Here is a 19,444-nt window from a genome sequence, read left to right as displayed (position 1 = left end):
ACCCGCCACCCTCCTGTAAGCCAGCACGGGTCGAGGACGCGTGAGCCCTTCGAGGATCTCAGCCCACGTCCCACCTCAGGACAACCAGAAGGAAGTGATCGCGGATGCGACTGATAGCGCTGCCGAGTGGGGAGTCCATCCCTGTGCTGGGTCAGGGCACCTGGGGCTGGGGTGAGGACCCCGGCCGCCGCGGCGACGAGGTCGCCGCGCTGCACGCCGGCCTCGAGCTGGGCATGACGTTGGTCGACACCGCCGAGATGTACGCCGACGGCGGCGCGGAGGAGGTGGCCGGTGAAGCATTGGCGGGTCGCCGCGACGAGGCGTTCGTGGTCAGCAAGGTCATGCCGTCCCACGCCTCCCGTTCCGGCACGATCGCGGCCTGCGAACGCAGCCTGAAACGCCTGGGCACCGATCGGATCGACCTCTACCTGCTGCACTCGCAGGGCAGGTACCCTCTGGAGGACACCGTCTCAGCCTTCCACCAGCTCGTCGAGGACGGGAAAATCCGATACTGGGGCGTCAGCAACTTCGACCACCGGGACCTCGCCGACCTGCAGGACGTGCCGGGCAGCAGCGGGCTGGCCACGGATCAGGTGCTGTACAACCTGTCGCGGCGAGGACCGGAGTACGACCTCCTGCCGTGGTGCGCCGACCACCAGCTGCCGGTCATGGCGTACTCGCCGATCGAGCAGGGCCGCATCCTTCACGACACGACGCTGAACGATGTCGCGGCCCGTCACAGCGTCAGCCCCGCGGCGGCGGCCCTGGCCTGGGTGCTGCGCCGCGACTCGCTCTGCACGATCCCCAAGGCGAGCAGCCCGCAGCACGTGCGAGACAACGCCACAGCACTGGACGTGGAGCTGACCCGCGACGACCTGGATGCTCTGGACCGTGCTTTTCCGCCCCCGAGCGGACCGCGACCATTGGAAATGCTGTGACCCTGCCCAAGGGCGCAGCCCGGTCGTTCCGGGCAGCGCTCCGGACAGCGCGGCAGCGCCGTCGGTGAGGGGTGGGAGTTGCCGGGCTGGAAAGGGGATGATGTCGCGGATGTCAGAGAACTCTGAGCCGGGCAGCGAGGCCGACGCGCGGGACAGCGGCAGCGGGTCGGTGGGCAACCTGGAGCTGTTCTTCGACCTGGTGTTCGTGTACGCCATGGCGCAGCTGACCGAGCTGGTGCGGGACGACGTTTCGTGGCGGGGTTTCGGTCATGGTGTGCTCGGCCTGCTGGCGGTGTGGTGGGCCTGGGTCTGTTACACCTGGCTCACCAACACCTTCACCACGCATCGGGTGGTGTTTCGCTGCCTGGTCATCGCCGCCATGGCTGCGATGCTGCTGGCCGCAAGCGCACTCCCGACCGCGTTCAGCACCGGAGCCCTCGTCTTCGGGCTTGCCCTGCTCGCCATCCGCGTCATCCACCTGGTCATGTTCGTCGTGGACGCCTCCCACGACGACGAACACCTCCGTGCAGGCCTCCTGCGGCTGGTCCCGAGCCTGCTCATCGCACCAGTCCTGATCGCCGTCGCCGCCGCCTTCCCAGCCCCCTACCGAGAGCTGCTCTGGATCGGCGCAGCCATCATCGACTTCGGCGGACCCCTGGTCGCCGGGGTCGAGGTTTTCCGGGTGGTGCCCTCCTACTTCGTCGAGCGCCACGGCCTCATCATCATCATCGCGCTCGGTGAAGCCGTCGTCGGGCTGGGCACCGGGGCCAGCGAGCACCTGCAGCAGCCGGTCGTGCTCGCCGCCGCCGTCCTCGGAGTCCTGATCGCCGCCTCGTTGTGGTGGACCTACTTCGGTCTGACCGCCGGTGCCGAGCAACGCCTCGAAGACGCCGACGGGCCCGAGCGCGCCCGACTGGCCCGCGACGCCTACAGCTACCTCCACCTTCCCCTCGTCGCCGGGGTCACCTTCTTCGGCTTCGGCGCCAGCGTGGCGCTCGAGCACGTGTCCGACCCGTTACCGCTGCTGCCGGCCATCGCCCTCAGTGGCGGGGTGGGCCTGTTCTACGCCGCCGATGTCGCCTACCGATGGCGCGATCACCATCAGCTCGTGCCGGACCGCCTCCTCGCGGCGGCCGCATGCCTGCTCATCATCCCGCCAGCACTGAGCATGCCCGCATGGTCAGTGCTGGCGGCTCTCACCGCGGTCGGCGCCCTGCGCCTGACGTGGGAACTCGTGCGACGGCCGCGGATCGGTCCCGCAACCGCCGGCCAAGTCCACTGAGGTGAGAACGCCTAGGGCGTGTCTGACCATGAATCCAGGGGTCGGCTGGCACCCTCGAAGACATGGCTGCAGTTCCCGACTCGCTGAAGCTCGAGGGTGCCCGCTTTGTCGGCAGGAGCCTGCGGGGCGCTCGGTTCATCGACTCCGACCTCTCCCACGTCAGGGCGCGCGGCGTGATGCTCGACGGCGCGGACTTCGACTCCCCGTGGCTGCTCGATGGCGAGGGGTCTCTGGTCGTCAACGGCGTCGACGTCGCCCCGCTTGTGGAGGTCGAGCTGAACCGGCGGTTCCCCGGCCGGGCGCAGCGGCGCGCCGAGGACGCCGAGGGACTGCGCGGGGCCTGGGGCGCGGTAGAAGCCTCCTGGCGTCAGGCGACCGACCGCGCATCGGCGCTCCCGGACGGCGCAGTCGACGTCTCGGTCGAGGGAGAGTGGTCCTTCTCCCAGACCCTGCGCCACCTCGTCTTCGCGACCGACGCCTGGCTGAGCCGGGGGATCCAGGGCGCCGAGGAGCCGTTCCACCCGCTCGGCCAGCCCCGCGCGGGTGCGGAAGACGATGGCGTCGACCTCGCCTTCTTCGCATCCACGCCCCCGCCCTACGAGCAGGTGCTCGCGGTGCGGTCCGAGCGCCTGGCCCAGGTCCGCGAGTTCCTGGCGTCCGTGGACGACGCCGGACTGGACGAGGAACGCCGCCACCCGTGGAGCCCCGAGTATCCGGAGACGGTGCGTTCGTGCCTCCACGTGATCCTCGAGGAGGAGTGGGAGCACCTGCGCTACGCCCTGCGTGACCTGGACGCCCTCGACGACGCCGCGGCCCAGGGGCGCTGAACGACCACGTGCGGAGACGACATGAGTGCATCGTGACTATGCGCACGGTGGGGGGATTATTGACCAGGCGCGGCTCAGATAGGTTTCACCCATGACGCGCACTCTCGAGGAGATCTGGCCGCCCTCCGGGCTCGTCGTCGAGGCCGGTGACCTGCGGATGACCGCGCTGCGCGAGGCCGACGTGCCGGAGGTGCTCGACGTGGTGGCGGGCGGAATCCACGACCCCTCCTGGACGCCGTTCCTGTTCCCGTGGACGGACGCCCCGGCCGAGGAGATGCCCGCGAACTACCTACGGTTCTACGCCTCGACCCTCACCCGCACTGTGGACGGCGACGTGAGCCTCGAGCTTGTGGTGCGGCGAAACGGCCAGGTGATCGGCATGCGGGGCATGAACGGTCCCGACGTCGCTGGCACCCGCCGCCTGGAGACCGGCTCCTGGCTGGGCCTGCCGTTCCAAGGCCAGGGGCTGGGCACGCGGATGCGGCGCATGATGTGCGCGCTCGCGTTCGACGGCCTGGGTCTCGACGCCGTCACCTCCTCCGCCTGGGAGGACAACGCCGCCTCCCGGCGGGTCAGCGAGAAGGTTGGCTACCTGGAGACCGGCCGCGGCCAGGCTGAGCGTCGCGGCGTGCCGACACCCGAGGTCTACTTCGAGTTGCTGCCCGAGGGATTCGTCCACGGAGACGAGCCGGTACGGATCACGGGAGCCGACGAGCTCCGCAGGTTCCTGGGCCTGGCGTGACGCTCCCGGAGGCCGTGCTGCTGCGCACCGCCATCGTCCGCCGCCCCTGAACCGCCGACGCGAGTGTCAGCCGTCCTTCGCGGCGGCCCCGCCCGTGGTCTCGTCCTCAGAGTCGGGGTCCCGCGTGGCGGGGGTCAGCACGGTGAGGTTGCCGGGGCCGGGCCGGGAGCGGCCGACCTCCTCCGCGGGGATGTGCGCGCCGACGTCGGCGATCACCGCGTCCAGCCGGGCACCGCGGGGCACGATGCACTCCCCGAAGAGGACGGACCGGCGCACGTGCGCGCCGCGCTCCACCACCACACCGGGGCCGAGGACCGAGTCCTCCACGGTCCCCTTGACCACGCAGCCGGGGGAGAGCAGCGCGTTGGAGACCTCCGCGCGCGGCCCCACGCGCGCCGGCGGGGCGGCCGGCGGGTTGGTCAGCAGCGGCCAGCCGGGCGCCGCCAGGTCCAGGCCTGCGCCGTCCAGGAGCTCCATGTGGGCCCGGTAGAACGCGTCCAGCGTGCCGATGTCCCGCCAGTACCCCTCCAACCGGTGCTCCCGCACCCGGCCGCGCTCCACGAACGCGGGGATGATCGTCTCCCCGTAGTCGCCCAGGGAGCTGGCCACGGGGTCGCCGTCCTCGTCCTCCTCCCCGTCCGCGTGCTCTCCGGCGGCCTTCTCCCGGGCCACCAGCTCCGCCACGACCTCGTGCAGCGCCGCGACGTCGAACACGAAGACCTCCGTGGCCACGAGCCGACCCTCGGGGTCCTCGGGCTTGTAGTCGTAGGCCGTCACGGCGCCGTCCTCGTCCGCCTGCACCACTCCGAACCGGGACGGGTCCTCGTCCGTCACCGTGGTGACCATGGTCAGCTCGGCGCCGGAGTCCGCGTGGGCGGCCAGCACCGGGCGCAGGTCGAGCTGGTACAGGTGGTCCGCGGAGAGCACGACGACCCGCTCCGCGCCGAAGGAGCGGAGGATCGGCACCTGTTGGGCCAGCGCGTGGCCGTTGCCCGCGGAGAACCCCTCCTCCTCGCGGCCCTCCGCCGGCGGCAGGATCCGCAGGCCGTGGCGGGTGCCGTCCAGGTCCCAGGGGCGGCCGCCGGCCAGGTGCTGGTTCAGGGTGAACGGCCGGTACTGCTCCGCGATCCACACGTCCTTCAGGCCCGAGTGCGCCAGGTTGGACAGGACGACGTCGATCAGCCGGTACTGCCCGGCGAACGGCACCGCCGGCTTGGAGCGGGCCGCGGTGAGCGGGTCCAGGCGACTGCCCCGGCCGCCGGCGAGCACGAGCGCGACGGTCGACCCGGCGGGGTCCTTCGGGAACGGATCGGCCATGCGGGGGTGCTCCTTCGTTCTCGGGTCAGCCGGGCCGCGCCGGAGGGCGGGACGGGCTGACCTGGGGCGTTCGGTGCCGGAAATCTACCGGGGCGGGGGAGCCGCCCGGGAGGGACGGGGCACCGCTCACCGTTGGCAGGTGCGGCACCACCACAGCTGCCGCTCGTCGTCCTCGGGGGAGCCGTACTCCTCGAACGTCACCGGCCCGCCGCAGCGCCCGCACGGGGTGGTCCGGTGGCCGTACACCCAGTAGTGCGGCCCGCGCGGCAGGTCCCCGCGCCGCCCCAGCCCCGCACCGGAGGTGGACGTCGCCGAGGCGTGAGGGGCATCGTCGGGCACGGGCCCGCCCGGCAGGCCGCCGGGGAAGCCGCGGTCCTCGACGACGACGCGCAGCCCGTACGGGCCGGACGGGTCCGGTCGCACCCTCGTGGTGGTGCGCGGCCAGCCGATGAAGGGGGCCGCAGGGGGGACGTTGGCGCGCAGCAGGTCCCGGGCCAGGGTCAGCAGCCCGGACACGTCCGGGACCGCGGCCACCGGCCGGTGCGGGTCCAGGCCCGCGAGCAGGAGCGACTCGCAGCGGTAGATGTTGCCGATCCCGCACGTGGTGCGCTGGTCCAGCAGGGCCAGGCCCACCGGGCGCTCCGGGCGGGCCGTCAGGCGGCGCACCCCCTCGGCCAGCAGCTCGGCGCCCCGGGCGGGGTCGTCCCAGGCGGGGTCGAGCAGGTCCGGGCCGAGGTGCCCCAGCAGCCGGTCCTCCTCCGCGGTGGGCGCCAGCTCCAGTCGGCCCAGCTGCGCGCCGACCGCCCGGTGCTCCGCCGTCTCCAGGACGGCCCGGACCTGCCAGGCGGGGGCGGGCCACCGCGCGTCGCGGCCCGTGACCATCCAGCGGCCCTCCATCTTCAGGTGGGAGACCAGGGTGTGGGGGGCGGCGTCGGGCCGGTCCGCGGGCGGGGTGAGGCGCATGAGCAGCCACTTGCCGCGCGGCTCGACCTCGGACACCGTCCAGCCGGTCAGTCGGGCCGTGGCCAGCTGGGGCACGCGCAGGTCGGCGTGGGTGAGGACGCGGCCGGCCAGCACCGGGCGCAGCCGATGGGCGGCGCGGACGAGGGAGTCGCCTTCGGGCATGAGCCGAACCTACCCGGCCGCCGCCGCGGCGTCCCGCACCGGTCCCCGGGGGCGCGCTAGGGTCGATCCCCGTCCCGTCTCCCCGCCCGAGAGGCACCCCCCATGTCCGCGCGCCTGCGCCCCGGCCAGACCCTGCTGCTGGCCTCCCTCGTCTTCGGCCTGTTCTTCGGCGCCGGCAACCTGATCTTCCCCGCGGGCCTGGGCCGCGACGCCGGCTCCGCGGTCGTCCCCGCGACGCTCGGCTTCCTCCTCACCGCGGTGGGCCTGCCGGTGCTGGGCATCATCGCCTCGGCCCTGACCCGGTCCCGGTCCGTCCGGGAGATGACCGCCCCGATCTCCCCGTGGTTCGCGACAGCCTTCACCTGCCTGCTCTACCTGGCGATCGGCCCCCTCTTCGCCATCCCCCGCACCGCCACGGTCTCCTACGAGATCGGCGTCGCACCCCTGGCCGGGGACGGGCCCTGGCTGCCCGTGTTCACCCTCGTGTTCTTCGGGGTCGCGGCCGTGGCGGCCTTCCGCCCCGGCCGGCTCCTGGACTGGGTGGGCCGCTTCCTGACCCCCGTGTTCCTGCTCCTGCTCGGCGCGCTCGCGGTGGCGGCCGTCGTCGCCCCGATGTCCTCCGGCGACCTGCCCGCGCCCGCCGGCCCCTACGCCGACGGCGCGCTGACCGCCGGAATCCTGGACGGCTACAACACGATGGACGCCCTCGCCTCCCTGGCGTTCGCCGTGCTGATCGTGGAGGCGGCCGGCCGCCTGGGCGTGGACTCCCCGCGCCGGCTCGCCGTGGAGCTGGGCAAGGCCGGCATCGTGGGCGGCCTGGGCATGGCCGTGGTCTACGGGGCGCTGGCCTACATCGGCGCCACCAGCCACGGCGCGCTGCCGGGGGCGGCCAGCGGCGGCGCCGTCCTCGCGGGCACGGCCAGCCACTACTTCGGCCCGGCCGGCACCTGGCTCATCGCCGCGATCGTGCTCGCGGCCTGCCTGAAGACGAGCATCGGCCTGATCGTCGCGTGCGGGGAGATGTTCGCCGAGATGTTCCCCGGCTCCTACCGGGTGTGGGCGTCCGTGTTCCTGCTCGTCTCCCTGGTCATCGCCAACCTCGGCCTCGAGGCGATCATCGCCTGGTCCATCCCCGTGCTGATGTTCCTCTACCCGCTCGCGATCGTGATCATCGCGCTGGGCCTCGGCTGGGGCTGGGTCCGCCACCACCTGACCGTGGCCCGCGCGGTGGTCGCCTTCACCGCCGTGGCCGCGGTCTTCGACCTGCTGGCCGCCCTCCCGGAGACGCTCGCCGCCACGGGGCCCGTCACGGCGCTCACCGACCTCGCCGGGCGGATCCTTCCCTGGTACGAGAACGGCTTCGGCTGGGTCGTCCCCGCCCTCGTCGGCCTTGTGGTCGGCCTCGTCCTCGAAGCCGCCCGCGGGCGCGGCCGCTCAGCTGCGGTAGCGGATGCCTGACGGGGACGAGTAGAACCCGGCCGCCAGCAGGGCCTCGGCCAACGGGGTGCCGAGGAGCGGCCCCCCGTTGACCTTCTCGAGGCTCAGCTTGTCCGTCCTGGCCGCCCGCAGCGCCCACACGAGCGCCTGCGCCGCGGCCCGCAGCACCGGGCCGTCCTGCGTGAACGCCAGCAGCGTCCGCCCGCCGCGCTCCATGTAGAGCGCCAGCGCCCCGTGCACCAGCACGACGACGGCACCCGCCTTCCGACCCGGGCGGTGGCCGGTGGGGGCCACCCCGTCCGGGCCGGCGGGCAGATCCGGCCAGTCGAGGGCCGCGCCGTAGGGGTTGGCCGGGTCCGTGGCCGCGAGCGCCAGCGCCGGGGGCAGCGGCTCCTCGCGGGCGCCGGCGGCACCGCCGACTGTGCCCATGCCCGCGCCGTGGCCCTGGGGGGCGGGCGTCCACCCGCCGACCCCGTCGGCGACCCAGCCGGACCAGTCCGTGCGCGGGGACTCGTCCACGGGCATCCCGAACGCGTCCAGCCGGGGCGCGGGCTCCTCCTCGGCGGGGGAGGGGCCGTCCTCGTCCCGCTGGAACGAGCGCAGCCGGTCCACCACGGCGCCCGTGGAGAACTGGGCGCCGCCCAGGCGGTCCACGAAGTGGCCGCGGCGGACCTGGCCGGCGTCCTCCATGCGGGTGAGCAGCTGGTACTGGCCGGCGAACCCGCCGGGCACCTCCTCGGCCACCACGGAGCCGCGGGTGATCACGCCGTAGCGGTCCAGGAGGACCTCGGCGGCGGCGTGGGCGCGGATGGTGGGGTCCGGCTCGGGGTCCGGGAGCAGGCTCCAGCGCCCGGCCGCGCGGGCCTCCTCCGCGGCGGACAGGCCCACCAGCCCGGCGCCGGGCAGCGTCCCCGCGCCGGCGCCTGAGCCCGGGGCGGCGAGTCCGGCGTACCGGCCGCGCCCACGGACCCCGGCGAGGCGTCCGCCCAGCCCGCGGCCGCCCGTCCCGGCGGCGGACAGGGCCGCCCCGCCGGTGCGGGCCGTGCGGGCCCGCGGAGTCTGCCGACCGGTGCGGTGGGCGGTCTTCCCGAGGGAGAGCAGGCCGCGGATGGGAGCGAACGTGTCGTTGCCGACGCGCCCGGCCCACACCAGGTCCCACAGCGCCTCGAGGATCACGGGGCCGCGGGGCAGGGTGGCCGCGGCGGCGTGGGGGTCGCGCGGCCCGTCCTCGCCCCCGGCCTCCGCCTCCGCCGCGCGCGCGGCGTCGGCCCGGACCCGTTCCACGAGGGGCCCGAAGAACCAGGCCCCGCCGCCGGCGAGCACGGTGAGCAGGTGGTCCCGCGCGGTCAGGCGCTCGGCGGCGACGTCCTGCGCGGGCGGCTCGGGGCGGCGCAGGGTGAGGTCCACGGCGTCGGCGGGGTGCAGCGCCACCCAGCCGTCGTTGCCGGGGGCGTCCGCGGTGCCGGACCACACGTACTCGCCGGTGGCGAGCAGCTCGTCCAGCAGGCCCGGCGTGTAGTCCCGCACGCGGGAGGGCAGCACGAGCGATTCCCAGGCGCTCGCGGGCAGGGGCACGCCTGCGAGCTGGTCCAGGACGGTCGCGACGCCGTCGACCCCCTCCAGCGTGGCCGGCGAGGGCCGCCCGGGCCGGGGGCGCAGGTGCTGCCAGTCGGCGAGGAATCGGGCGTAGGCGGCCTGGTCCACGGGCTCGACTTCGGCGCGCAGCGCGGCCAGCGAGCGGCGCCGCACCTTCTGCAGGACCTCCGCGGCGATCCACTCGGCCTCCAGCCCGGTGGCCCCGGGTGTGCCGTCCGGCCGGTACGCGCCCTGGGAGACGCGCCGCTGGGAGGCCAGGGCCTGCAGCACCGGGAGCACGACGGCGCCGCCCAGTCCCAGCGCGGCGCCCGCCTCGGCGGCGGTGAAGGGACCATGGGTGCGGGCGTACCGGGAGACGAGATCGCCCACGGGGTCCTCGACGGGCTCGTGGAACGCCACGGGCACGCCCAGGGGGATGGGGGCGCCGAGGGCGTCGCGCAGCCGAGCGGCGTCCTCGACGGCCGCGAACCGCTCCTCGCCGTTCAGCCGAACCCGGTAGGCCCGGCCGGTGCGCTCGAGCCCCTCCAGGTGCGCGGTCACCGCGGCGAGGTGCGCGGCGGAGGGGGCGCCGGCGGCGGCCTCGTCGGCCGGCGCGGGCGCGGCGTCCTCCACGGGCAGGGTGCGCGCGGCGGCCTCCGCCACGGACAGCGGGCCCACGATCCGCAGCAGGTCGGCCAGGGCCTCGGCGCCGCGCACCCGCCGGTCGGGGGCGGTGCGCTGCAGCTCCGCCTCCACCCGGGCGATGACCTCGGGGTCGAGCAGCTCGCGCAGCTCCTCCGTGCCCAGGAGCTCGGCCAGCAGGGCGGGGTCCAGGGAGAGGGCGGCGGCGCGGCGCTCGGCCAGGGGAGAGTCGCCCTCGTAGATGAACTGCGCGACGTACCCGAAGAGGATCGACTGCGCGAACGGGGACGGCGCGGGGGTGGTGACCTCGACCATCTGCACGGCCCGGCTCGCGATCCGCCCGGCCAGGTCCTTCAGCGCGGGCAGGTCGTAGACGTCCTGGAGCACCTCGCGGACGGTCTCCAGGATCACCGGGAACGAGGGGTACTTGCGGGCCACGTCCAGCAGCTGCGCCGAGCGCTGGCGCTGCTGCCACAGCGGGGTGCGCCGGCCGGGGTCGCGGCGGGGCAACAGCAGGGCCCGGGCCGCGTTCTCCCGGAACCGGGCGGCGAAGAGGGCGGAGCCGCCCACCTCGGCCGTGACGATCTCCTCCAGCTCCTCAGCGCTGAACTCGAACAGCTCCGCGCCCGGGGGCTCGGCGTCCATCAGGGGCACGCGCAGGACGATCCCGTCGTCGGCGGCCATGGCGGCGCCGGAGCCGGTCTCCAGCCCATAGCGCTGGGCCAGCCGCGCCCCCACCGCGAGCGCCCACGGGGCGTGCACGGCCATGCCGTACGGCGAGTGGAGCACCACGCGCCAGTCGCCGAGCTCGTCCGTGAACCGCTCCACCACGAGCGCCTGCTCGGTGGGCAGCCGGCCCGTGGACTCACGCTGGTCGGCCAGGTACGTCAGCAGGTTCTCGCGGGCCCACTCGTCCAGGCCGGCGGCGGCGAGGCGGTCCCGGGCGGCGTCGGGGTCGGCGTCGAGCTCGCGGCGGAAGCGGCCGACGGCGTCGCCCAGCTCGGCGGGGCGGCCGGCGGCGTCGCCGCGCCAGAAGGGCAGCTTGCCGGGCTGGCCGTAGGCGGGCAGGACGAGGACGCGGTCCGCGGTGATGTCCACGATGCGCCAGCTGGTGGCCCCGAGCAGGATCACGTCGCCCACGCGGGACTCGTAGACCATCTCCTCGTCGAGCTCGCCCACGCGGCGTCCGCCGGAGCGCTTCGACCCGGAGGAGGCGCCGGACGCGGACTCGGCGGTGTCCCCGAGCGCGGCCCCGCCGGGGGCGCCGTCGGAGGCCTCGGTGGCCAGGAACACGCCGAACAGGCCGCGGTCCGGGATGGTGCCGCCCGAGGTCACGGCGAGCCGCTGCGCCCCGGGCCGGGCGGAGAGCTCTCCGAGCTCGCGGTCCCAGAGGATGCGCGGGCGCAGCTCGGCGAACTCGTCCGAGGGATAGCGGCCCGCCAGCAGGTCCAGCACGGACTCGTAGGCCGAGTGGGGCAGGGCGGAGAACGGGGCGGAACGGCGCACCAGGTCGAACCACTCCTCCGCGTCCACGTCCTCCAGGGCGACGGCGGCCACGGTCTGCTGGGCGAGGATGTCCAGGGGGTTCTGGGGGATGCGCAGCGCCTCGATGCGTCCGGCGGCCATGCGCTCGGCCACCACGGCGGTGTCCACGAGGTCGCCCCGGTGCTTGGGGAAGAACACGCCGCGGGAGACCTCGCCCACCTGGTGGCCGGCGCGGCCCACGCGCTGCAGGGCGGAGGCCACCGACGGCGGGGACTCCACCTGGATCACCTGGTCGACGGCGCCCATGTCGATGCCCAGCTCCAGCGAGCTGGTGGCGACCACGCAGCGGATCCGCCCGGTCTTGAGCGCCTCCTCCACGAGGGCGCGCTGCTCCTTGGACACGGAGCCGTGGTGGGCGCGGGCGAAGTCGCTGACGGTGCCGGAGCCGGTGCCGGTCTGCCCCGCCACCTGGGCGGGGAAGGACGTGGCCGCTGAGCCCCCGGGCGGCCGGGGCGCGCCCGCGGGGGTCTGCCCGGTGGCGGTGCCCAGCCAGTCGGTGAGCACCTCCCCGGCGGTGGAGGGCGTCCGGAACCCGGGGACCAGGTCGGGGTCGTGGACGGCGGCCGCGGCCTCCTGCCGGGCCTCCCAGATCTCGTTGAGCCGGCCGGTCAGCCGCTCGGCCAGACGCCGCGAGTTGGCGAACACGATCGTGGACCGGCGCGGGGCCACGAGGTCCACGATCCGCTCCTCGATGTGCGGCCAGATCGAGCCGCCCGTGGCCTCCCCGGGGACGCCGGCCGCCGCGCCGTCCCTGCCGGCGTCGAGCGCGGAGGGCGGGGGCGTGGAGAGGTCCGTCATGTCCGGCAGGGGCACGGTCACGGTGAGGTCCCACCGCTTGGCGGAGACGGGGCGGACCACGGTGACCGGCTGCACGCCGCCCAGGAAGCGGGCGACCTCGGCGGCCGGCTCGACCGTGGCGGACAGGCCGATCCGCTGCACGGGGGAGTCCAGCAGCGCGTCGAGGCGCTCGAGGGACACCGCCAGGTGCGCGCCGCGCTTGGTGCCGGCCACCGCGTGCACCTCGTCCACGATCACGGTGCGCACGCCGCTCAGGGCCGAGCGCGCCTTCGAGGTGAGCATGAGGTACAGGGACTCGGGGGTGGTGATGAGGATGTCCGGCGGGTCCTGCTGCAGGCGGCGCCGCTCCGCCGCCGGGGTGTCCCCGGAGCGCACCCCCACCCGCACCTCGGGCACCGGCGCGCCCAGGCTGCGGGCGGTCTGCGTGATGCCGATCAGCGGGGCCCGCAGGTTCCGCTCCACATCCACGCCGAGCGCCTTCAGCGGGGAGACGTAGAGGACGCGGGTGGCCGAGACGTCGGGCTCGGCGGGCTCGCGCACGAACGAGTCCAGCGCCCACAGGAAGGAGGAGAGGGTCTTGCCGGAGCCGGTGGGGGCCACGACGAGGGCGTGCCGGCCGGAGCTGATCGCATCCCACGCGCCCAGCTGGGCGGCCGTGGGCGCGGCGAACGCGCCCGTGAACCAGCGCCGGGTGGGCTCGCTGAACCGGGCCAGGACGGCGTCGGCGTCCGGGACCGCGGCGGGCGACGGCGCCGCCTCCTCGGGTGCGGGGCCCTCCCCGCCGTCCTCACGCATGGTGGTACGGCCGCCCGCCGGCGATCTCCTGGGCGCGGTAGACCTGCTCGGCGAGGATCAGGCGCACGAGCTGGTGCGGGAACACCAGCCCGGACAGGGACCACACGCGGTCCGCGCGGGCGTGGACGGAGGCGTCCACCCCGTAGGCGCCGCCGATCACCAGGGTGACGGTGCGGCCGAGGTCGAACTGCCCCTGCAGGTGCGCGGACAGCCCGGGGGAGTCGAACCCCCTCCCGCGCTCGTCCAGCAGGATCAGCTGCTCGTCCGGGCCGACCTTCGCCAGGATCCGCTCCGACTCCTCCGCGCGCGCGGCGTCCTCCTGCCGGGACGAGTGCGGCAGCAGCTGCCAGGTGAGGTCCCAGGGCTTCTTCAGGCGCTTCTCGTACCGGGTGATCCCCTCGGACACCCAGGACTCATGCCTCTTGCCGATCGCCACCACGCGCACTGCCATGAGGACCATCATGACACCGGCCCCCGACGCCGTAGGCGCGCCCTGTCGCCCCGGGCGGGGCGGGCCCCGGCCTCGACTAGGCTCGCGCTCGCGGCCCGGTGAGCGGGCCGCGGTTCCCCGGGGCGGCATGGAGGTGCGCGGATGGGCGGTGACACCTCGACGGCGCGCGCCCCGCGGGTGCGGCGGCGCACCCTGCTGGGCCTCGGGCTGGGCGCCCTGGCCGTGGGCGGCACCGCCACGGCCCTGGGCCACGGCTCGCCCGTGGACTCCCCGGCGCTGCGGCAGACCATGGGCGCCCTCTTCGGCACCACCGTGATCAGTGGGATCGTGTACGCGGACCTGCCCGGCGCGGCCGGCCGCATGGACCTGTACCTGCCCGAGGGCGAGGGCCCGTTCCCCGTGCTGGCGTGGAACGCGGGCTCCGGCTGGCGCTCGGACCGGGGCTTCCAGGGCGGCGACGCCGTGGCCCGCGGCCTCGTGCCCGCCGGGCACGCCGTGGCCGCGTTCTCCGTGCGCAGCGCCCGGGAGGACGCCTTCCCGGCGCAGGTCCTCGACGCCACGGCGGCCGTGCGGCACCTGCGTGAGAACGCGGGCGAGCTGCGGGTGGACCCGGGGCGGATCGCCGTGGGCGGCAACTCCTCCGGCGGGTGGAACGCCCTCATGGCCGGTCTCACCGGCGGCCGGGACCTGGACCGCTCGGCCGTGCCCGCGCCGGGGGACGAGGTGCCCGAGGGCGGGCACGCCATCCCGGAGGAGGACCGGGTGCAGGCGATCGTGGACTGCTTCGCGCCCGTCGACTTCCTGCAGATGAACGTGCAGATGCCCCGCGGGGCGTGCGAGGAGTACGACCGCCGCAACCACACCCGGCACTGCCACCTGGACGACGCCTCCACCAAGTCCCGCATGCTCGGCGCCCCCGTGATGGCCCGCCCCGAGCTGGCCCGGCTGGCGAACCCCGCCGTCCACGTCACGCCCGCGGCCCCGCCCACGCTGATCGTCCACGGCCGCGCGGACCGGGAGGTCCCCTATGTGCAGAGCCGCGGCCTCTACCAGGCGTACGTCGGGGCGGGCGTGCCGGTGGCCATGTACTCCGTGGAGGGCGCCGGGCACGACCTGCAGATGATGGCCCGCCGGGTGGGCCGCACGGACGTGGTCCGCTCCGGGCTGCCGCGGCAGGCCGTGCACGGCTCCATCTCCTGGTCGGCCGTGGCCGCGTTCCTGGACGTGGCCATGCCCCGCCCGCGGCGCTGACCTGCGGCGCTCCGGGGGATGAGGGACCCGGGGGCGAGGGACCCCGAGGACGACGGAAGCCCGGGGGCGCGATGCCTCCGGGCTTCCGGGAATCTGGCGGTGACGGTGGGATTTGAACCCACGGTACGGGGTTACCGTACACAGCATTTCGAGTGCTGCACCTTCGGCCGCTCGGACACGTCACCAGACCAGGACACCTTACCCGAGCCGCGCCGTCGCCCCCAAACCCGCCGGGTCAGCCGCCCGGCCGCCGCGCGGCGAAGAAGTCCACGAGCAGGGCCGCGCATTCGTCCCCGCGGACGCCGGCGCGCACCTGCACGGTGTGGTTGAAGCGGGGGTCCCGCACCACGTCCAGGACGGAGCCGCAGGCGCCCGCCTTGGGATCCCAGGCCCCGAACACGACGCGCGGGATCCGCGCCAGCAGCAGGGCGCCGGCGCACATGGGGCAGGGCTCCAGGGTGACGACCAGCGTGCACTCCGCCAGCCGCCAGCCGTCGGCGTCCCCGCGGGCGGCCAGGGCGGCGGCGCCGCGGCGCAGGGCGAGGACCTCGGCGTGCGCCGTCGGGTCGTGGTGCTGCTCACGCTCGTTGCCCACGGCGGCCAGCACCCGACCGTCGCCGTCCACCAGGACCGCGCCGATCGGGACGTCCCCGGCCTCGCCGGCGGTGCGGGCGGCGTCGAGGGCCAGGCCCATCCAGGCGTGCTCCTGCGCGGAGGTCGGGGCCGGAGTCGGGGGCGGGGCTGCGGCGGGCGTCACCGCCCCAGGCTACGGGGGGCGCGGTAGCGTGGGCGCCATGCGCCTTCACGTCGTCGACCACCCCCTGGTGGCCCACAAGCTCACCGTCCTGCGGGACGAGCGGACCCCGTCCATGATCTTCCGTCAGCTCACCGAGGAGCTCGTCATGCTCCTCGCCTACGAGGCCACGCGCGGCGTCGCCGTGACGGAGGTCGAGGTGAAGACCCCCGTGGCCACCACGGTGGGCACCACCCTGGCCCGCCCGCGCCCGCTGGTCGTGCCGATCCTGCGCGCCGGCCTGGGCATGCTCGAGGGCATGACCAAGATGGCCCCGTCCGCGGAGGTCGGCTTCCTGGGCATGGCCCGCAACGAGGAGACCCTGGACATCGTCACGTACGCGGAGCGCCTGCCCGCGGACCTCACGGGCCGTCACGTGTTCGTCCTGGACCCGATGCTCGCCACGGGCGGCACCCTCATCGAGGCGATCCGCTTCCTCTACGAGCGCGGCGCCGAACGTGTCACCTGTCTCTGCCTGCTGGGCGCACCGGAGGGCGTGGCCCGCCTGGAGGAGGCCCTCGGGGACGTGGACGTGGAGCTGTACCTCGCCGCGGTCGACGAGCGGCTGAACGAGAAGTCCTACATCGTCCCCGGCCTCGGCGACGCCGGCGACCGCCTCTACGGCCTGGCCGAGTGAGCCCGGGCGGCCTGCGGGCCGCCCCGGATCGCCGCGTGCGGGAGCGGCGTCCACAGGATGGACGACGGCGCCCCCGATCTTCGGATCGGGGGCGCCGTCATGTGGGCGAGGCCACGATGGCCGAGGCGGGCAGTCGCATAAATATTCCGCCGGGTCGGAACCGGGCGGCCTCGAGGGGCGGATCATCCCGCAAGGGGGTGCGAGGAGGTGTCGAAGGGGACCCTGGGAGAGTATTCGACCCACGGAATAGTGACGTTCATCACTTTGGATGCCGAAAAGTCCACATAGTGAGACGGTGAGGTCCTCGTGACTTGCGCGTCCACAATGTGTCGTCACATTCTTGTCATATGACGTCGTCGCCGGATTGAGCAGGGATCCGGCGAGGCTCGAAGAACAGGGAGTGATCGTCATGGGTGAGACCGCCGGCTACGTCCATATCTCCGTGCGCAACGCGCAGCGCCGCGCCAACGTCTCCCGGGCACGCCGCGGCGACCTCCGTCTGGCCGGCGGCACGAGCCATGAGCCCACGCCCCCGCAGACGGCGCCCACCCCCGTCCTGGCCCCCAGCGGGATCCCCGGCCCCCAGGCGGTGGCCCGGGAGAACGAGGCCCGCGGCTTCGTCATCTACGTCGGCATGGACGAGCTCATGGCCTCCGCCGCCGGAACGTCCCTGACCCGTCTGGCCAACGAGCTGCGCCACTACGTGGAGTCCCTCGTCCCCGGGGCCGAGTCCCACGCCGCCGTCGCCCTGGCCCCCGCCGGCGCCGCCGGCCGCGACCTCGAGGTGGTCCGCCAGGTCCTCGGCGACCCCACCGTCCAGGGTGCCGCGCGCCCCGACCTCGCGCAGGCCCCCGCCCCGGTGTCCACTCGCCAGCCCGGCGTGCTGATCGACCTCTCCCGCCGGGAGGTCCAGCTGGACGGCGAGGCGCTGAACCTCACCTTCAAGGAGTTCGAGCTCCTCAACTACCTCGTGGAGAACGGCGAGCGCACCGTGGGCCGCGAGGAGCTGCTCGACGCGTTGTGGAAGAACTCGGACGAGGTCCCCAACGAGCGCACCATCGACGTGCACATCCGCCGCCTGCGCGCCAAGCTCGGCCGTCTGGCCAACACCGTGCGCACGGTCCGCGGCCAGGGCTACCGGTTCTACCGCCACCCCGAGGTCGTCGTCTGGGCGGCCCCCGAGTACTCCATCTGAGGCCGCAGACGCCGCAGGCCGGGCCCGCCGCGACGGCGCCCCTCGCCCGCATCGGCGGGGAAGGGCGTCGTCGTCGTAGCCTGGGGGCATGAGCCCGGCCGACGCGAAGACCCTCGTCCTGCTGCGCCACGCGAAGGCCGACTGGCCCGCCGGTGTGGACGACCACGACCGTCCCCTCGCCCCCCGCGGCCACGCCCAGGCGCCGGCCGCGGGGGACTGGCTGCTGGAGCACGGCATCGCGCCGGAGGCGGCCGTCGTCTCCGACGCCCTGCGCACCCGGCAGACCTGGGTGTGGGTGGCCCAGCGCCTGGGGGAGCGGGCGCCTACCGCCTACCTGGACCGCCGCCTCTACGAGGCCGACGCCGCCCGCGCCCTGGCCGTCGTGAACGAGACCGAGGAGACCGTCCGCAGCCTCATCGTCGTGGGCCACATGCCCTGGCTGCAGAACCTCGGCATGCGGTTGATGAGCCTGGACTCGGACCAGGACGCCGCCCTGGAGATGGCCGAGCATCTGCCCACACTCGGTCTGCAGGTGTTCCGCGTGGACACGCCCTGGGCCGAGCTCGACGGGCGCGACGCCGCCCTCACGCACTTCGCCGTCCCCGGCCGCTGACGCGTCGAGATCCCCCGACGCCTCCCACCGCCCCCATCCCGACCGCACCGCATCCCCTGGAGCACTCGTGAAGCACGCCCTGCCCCGTCATGTCCAGCACGCCCCCGTCCCTCCTGCCGCGGCGTCCCCGGGTCGTCGCGCCGTGCTCGTCGGGGGCCTGGCCGCCGCCGGAGCCGCCGGGGCGGCGGCCGCGGGCGCCGTCCCCGCGGCCGCGTTCGCGGGCCCGGTGGTGCACTCCACCGCCCAGTGGGGCGCCCGGTCCCCGCGCAGCGCGGCCGAGGTGGTCCGCGCCCGCCCGACCCGGCTGGTGATCCACCACATGGCGTCCCCGAACACGGCGGAGACCTCCCTGGCCCATGCGTACGGGCTGGCCCGGGCCTGCCAGCAGGACCACATGGGCCGTGGATTCGACGACTCCGGGCAGCACTTCACCGTCTCCCGCGGCGGCCACTGCCTGGAGGGCCGCGCCGGCTCGCTCGCGGCGCTGCGCGCGGGGGACCGGCATGTGAAGGGAGCGCACGTCTCCGGGCAGAACACGGGGAAGATCGGCATCGAGTGCGAGGGGTCCTACGTCACCGGGCTGCCCACGCCCGCCCAGTACCGGGCGCTCGTGCAGCTCGCCGCGCACATCTGCCGGCAGTACGGGATCCGCCCTGCGGACATCGTGGGCCACGGCGACCTCATGGCCACCCAGTGCCCCGGGGGCGCCTTCCACGCCCGACTCGGGGTGCTCCGCGCGGATGTGGCGCGCACCCTGGCCACGGGCCGCCTGAGCGTGAGCGACCCGAGTGGGCGGGCCGCGTCCATCCCGGCCGACCCGCGCAGGGCCGCGACGACGACGCCCTCCGCCGCGGCGCCGGCCTCCCGCCGCGTGCTCGGCCCGGGCTCCCGCGGGGCGGATGTGAAGCGGGTGCAGGCCCTGCTCACGACGGCCGGTCACCGGGTGCCGCGCACGGGCCTCTACGCCGCCCGCACGACGGCGGCCGTCCGCGCCTTCCAGCGCCGCAGCGGCCTGGCCCAGGACGGGTTCACGGGCCCGCTGACCTGGGCCGCGCTCGAGGCCGCGGGGCGGCGCTGAGCAGGCGCCCCGCGGACGGGGTACGGCGATCGCCGTCGCGCTCCCGGGCCCAGGCGGCACCGCCGGCTCCCGACGCGGCGAAGGCCCCCTCCGAGGAGGGGGCCTTCCACTGTGCGCCCAAAGGGATTCGAACCCCTGACCTTCTGTTCCGTAGACAGACGCTCTATCCAGCTGAGCTATGGGCGCTTGCTCTCCCCTGCGGGGCGAACTCGTAGAACTATACACGCGGTCCGGCGAGGATGCAAAACCGGGGTCCGACCGGCGTCGTCGTCGCTCGTCACCCGGGGTGAGCGGGGTCTCGGGCCGGCCACCTCGGGTAGTCTGGAGCCGACCGTGCAGCCACAAGGACGTGGTGCACCCGTCGCGGGTGTGCACGCCCGGGGTGGGTACGGGACGGTTCAGG

Annotated in this window: 15 protein-coding genes and 2 tRNA genes; 10 read left to right on the top strand and 7 right to left on the bottom strand. The window is 74.8% G+C overall.

Going from position 1 to position 19,444, the window contains the following annotated elements; translation table 11 throughout:
- Window positions 1–104: 104 nt before the first annotated feature.
- The 4 genes from KW076_RS00260 (at window position 105) to KW076_RS00245 (ending at window position 3,789) form a co-directional block, all read left to right on the top strand.
- Window positions 105–938: an aldo/keto reductase gene (locus tag KW076_RS00260; protein ID WP_224355649.1), complete on the top strand. Its 834-nt coding sequence runs from the start codon at window positions 105–107 to the stop codon at window positions 936–938.
- Window positions 939–1,047: 109 nt separating this feature from the next.
- Window positions 1,048–2,220, top strand: a complete 1,173-nt coding sequence (locus KW076_RS00255; RefSeq protein ID WP_224355648.1) for a low temperature requirement protein A — start codon at window positions 1,048–1,050, stop codon at window positions 2,218–2,220.
- A 62-nt stretch (window positions 2,221–2,282) separates the two neighbouring features.
- On the top strand, window positions 2,283–3,047 hold the full coding sequence (locus tag KW076_RS00250) for a DinB family protein (RefSeq protein WP_224355647.1): 765 nt from the start codon (window positions 2,283–2,285) through the stop codon (window positions 3,045–3,047).
- A 91-nt stretch (window positions 3,048–3,138) separates the two neighbouring features.
- The gene (locus KW076_RS00245) at window positions 3,139–3,789 is read left to right on the top strand and encodes a GNAT family N-acetyltransferase (RefSeq protein WP_224355646.1); all 651 of its coding nucleotides are present in this window, start codon (window positions 3,139–3,141) and stop codon (window positions 3,787–3,789) included.
- Between the two features lie 66 nt (window positions 3,790–3,855).
- On the opposite strand, the gene KW076_RS00240 is transcribed toward KW076_RS00245, so the two are convergent.
- Both KW076_RS00240 and KW076_RS00235 read right to left on the bottom strand, forming a co-directional pair.
- Window positions 3,856–5,106, bottom strand: a complete 1,251-nt coding sequence (locus KW076_RS00240; protein WP_224355645.1) for a glucose-1-phosphate adenylyltransferase family protein — start codon at window positions 5,104–5,106, stop codon at window positions 3,856–3,858.
- 126 nt (window positions 5,107–5,232) lie between these two features.
- Window positions 5,233–6,231: a DNA-formamidopyrimidine glycosylase family protein gene (locus tag KW076_RS00235; protein ID WP_224355644.1), complete on the bottom strand. Its 999-nt coding sequence runs from the start codon at window positions 6,229–6,231 to the stop codon at window positions 5,233–5,235.
- A 102-nt stretch (window positions 6,232–6,333) separates the two neighbouring features.
- Between KW076_RS00235 and brnQ the strand changes: the two genes are divergently transcribed.
- Entirely contained in the window at window positions 6,334–7,689 is a 1,356-nt protein-coding gene (gene brnQ / locus KW076_RS00230; protein WP_224355643.1) for a branched-chain amino acid transport system II carrier protein, read from the top strand.
- On the opposite strand, the gene KW076_RS00225 is transcribed toward brnQ, so the two are convergent.
- Window positions 7,666–13,023 (bottom strand): Lhr family helicase, encoded by a 5,358-nt coding sequence (locus tag KW076_RS00225; RefSeq protein ID WP_224355642.1) that lies wholly within the window; start codon window positions 13,021–13,023, stop codon window positions 7,666–7,668. The two genes, brnQ and KW076_RS00225, sit on opposite strands and share 24 nt — an antisense overlap.
- Window positions 13,016–13,474, bottom strand: a complete 459-nt coding sequence (locus KW076_RS00220) for a 23S rRNA (pseudouridine(1915)-N(3))-methyltransferase RlmH (RefSeq protein ID WP_224355641.1) — start codon at window positions 13,472–13,474, stop codon at window positions 13,016–13,018. The genes KW076_RS00225 and KW076_RS00220 overlap by 8 nt, the downstream gene beginning before the upstream one ends.
- A gap of 141 nt (window positions 13,475–13,615) precedes the next feature.
- Here KW076_RS00220 and KW076_RS00215 point away from each other — a divergent pair, with 141 nt between their 5' ends.
- Window positions 13,616–14,725 (top strand): alpha/beta hydrolase, encoded by a 1,110-nt coding sequence (locus KW076_RS00215; protein WP_224355640.1) that lies wholly within the window; start codon window positions 13,616–13,618, stop codon window positions 14,723–14,725.
- A 94-nt stretch (window positions 14,726–14,819) separates the two neighbouring features.
- Here the strand turns inward: KW076_RS00215 and KW076_RS00210 are convergent.
- Window positions 14,820–14,910, bottom strand: a tRNA-Ser gene (locus KW076_RS00210).
- A 50-nt stretch (window positions 14,911–14,960) separates the two neighbouring features.
- A complete protein-coding gene (gene tadA / locus KW076_RS00205; protein WP_239238923.1) occupies window positions 14,961–15,419 on the bottom strand; it encodes a tRNA adenosine(34) deaminase TadA in 459 nt (152 codons plus the stop codon).
- 100 nt (window positions 15,420–15,519) lie between these two features.
- On the opposite strand from tadA, the gene upp reads away from it, so the two are divergent.
- The 4 genes from upp (at window position 15,520) to KW076_RS00185 (ending at window position 19,041) form a co-directional block, all read left to right on the top strand.
- Window positions 15,520–16,155, top strand: a complete 636-nt coding sequence (gene upp, locus KW076_RS00200) for a uracil phosphoribosyltransferase (protein ID WP_224355638.1) — start codon at window positions 15,520–15,522, stop codon at window positions 16,153–16,155.
- Window positions 16,156–16,564: 409 nt separating this feature from the next.
- Window positions 16,565–17,350 (top strand): winged helix-turn-helix domain-containing protein, encoded by a 786-nt coding sequence (locus KW076_RS00195; protein ID WP_224355637.1) that lies wholly within the window; start codon window positions 16,565–16,567, stop codon window positions 17,348–17,350.
- A gap of 88 nt (window positions 17,351–17,438) precedes the next feature.
- Window positions 17,439–17,963, top strand: coding sequence for a SixA phosphatase family protein (locus KW076_RS00190; protein ID WP_224355636.1), 525 nt, complete (start codon window positions 17,439–17,441; stop codon window positions 17,961–17,963).
- A 67-nt stretch (window positions 17,964–18,030) separates the two neighbouring features.
- Window positions 18,031–19,041 (top strand): peptidoglycan recognition protein family protein, encoded by a 1,011-nt coding sequence (locus KW076_RS00185; protein WP_224355635.1) that lies wholly within the window; start codon window positions 18,031–18,033, stop codon window positions 19,039–19,041.
- A gap of 112 nt (window positions 19,042–19,153) precedes the next feature.
- Here KW076_RS00185 and KW076_RS00180 read toward each other — a convergent pair.
- A tRNA-Arg gene (locus KW076_RS00180) sits at window positions 19,154–19,227 on the bottom strand.
- Window positions 19,228–19,444 lie beyond the last annotated feature (217 nt).

The organism is Micrococcus porci, assembly GCF_020097155.1.
GTDB classification, from domain to species: domain Bacteria; phylum Actinomycetota; class Actinomycetes; order Actinomycetales; family Micrococcaceae; genus Micrococcus; species Micrococcus porci.
The sequence above is the reverse complement of the archived record's forward strand: the minus strand, read 5'-3'. Positions and strand labels throughout refer to the sequence as shown.

Bases quoted from the DNA above. Each gene is read 5' to 3' on its own strand.
- KW076_RS00255 (WP_224355648.1), top strand. From the start codon at position 1,048: ATGTCAGAGAACTCTGAGCCGGGCAGCGAGGCCGACGCGCGGGACAGC.
- KW076_RS00250 (WP_224355647.1), top strand. From the start codon at position 2,283: ATGGCTGCAGTTCCCGACTCGCTGAAGCTCGAGGGTGCCCGCTTTGTC.
- KW076_RS00195 (WP_224355637.1), top strand. From the start codon at position 16,565: ATGGGTGAGACCGCCGGCTACGTCCATATCTCCGTGCGCAACGCGCAG.
- KW076_RS00225 (WP_224355642.1), bottom strand. From the start codon at position 13,023: ATGCGTGAGGACGGCGGGGAGGGCCCCGCACCCGAGGAGGCGGCGCCG.
- KW076_RS00220 (WP_224355641.1), bottom strand. From the start codon at position 13,474: ATGGCAGTGCGCGTGGTGGCGATCGGCAAGAGGCATGAGTCCTGGGTG.
- brnQ (WP_224355643.1), top strand. From the start codon at position 6,334: ATGTCCGCGCGCCTGCGCCCCGGCCAGACCCTGCTGCTGGCCTCCCTC.
- KW076_RS00215 (WP_224355640.1), top strand. From the start codon at position 13,616: ATGGGCGGTGACACCTCGACGGCGCGCGCCCCGCGGGTGCGGCGGCGC.
- KW076_RS00245 (WP_224355646.1), top strand. From the start codon at position 3,139: ATGACGCGCACTCTCGAGGAGATCTGGCCGCCCTCCGGGCTCGTCGTC.
- KW076_RS00190 (WP_224355636.1), top strand. From the start codon at position 17,439: ATGAGCCCGGCCGACGCGAAGACCCTCGTCCTGCTGCGCCACGCGAAG.
- KW076_RS00235 (WP_224355644.1), bottom strand. From the start codon at position 6,231: ATGCCCGAAGGCGACTCCCTCGTCCGCGCCGCCCATCGGCTGCGCCCG.
- KW076_RS00260 (WP_224355649.1), top strand. From the start codon at position 105: ATGCGACTGATAGCGCTGCCGAGTGGGGAGTCCATCCCTGTGCTGGGT.
- upp (WP_224355638.1), top strand. From the start codon at position 15,520: ATGCGCCTTCACGTCGTCGACCACCCCCTGGTGGCCCACAAGCTCACC.
- KW076_RS00240 (WP_224355645.1), bottom strand. From the start codon at position 5,106: ATGGCCGATCCGTTCCCGAAGGACCCCGCCGGGTCGACCGTCGCGCTC.
- tadA (WP_239238923.1), bottom strand. From the start codon at position 15,419: ATGGGCCTGGCCCTCGACGCCGCCCGCACCGCCGGCGAGGCCGGGGAC.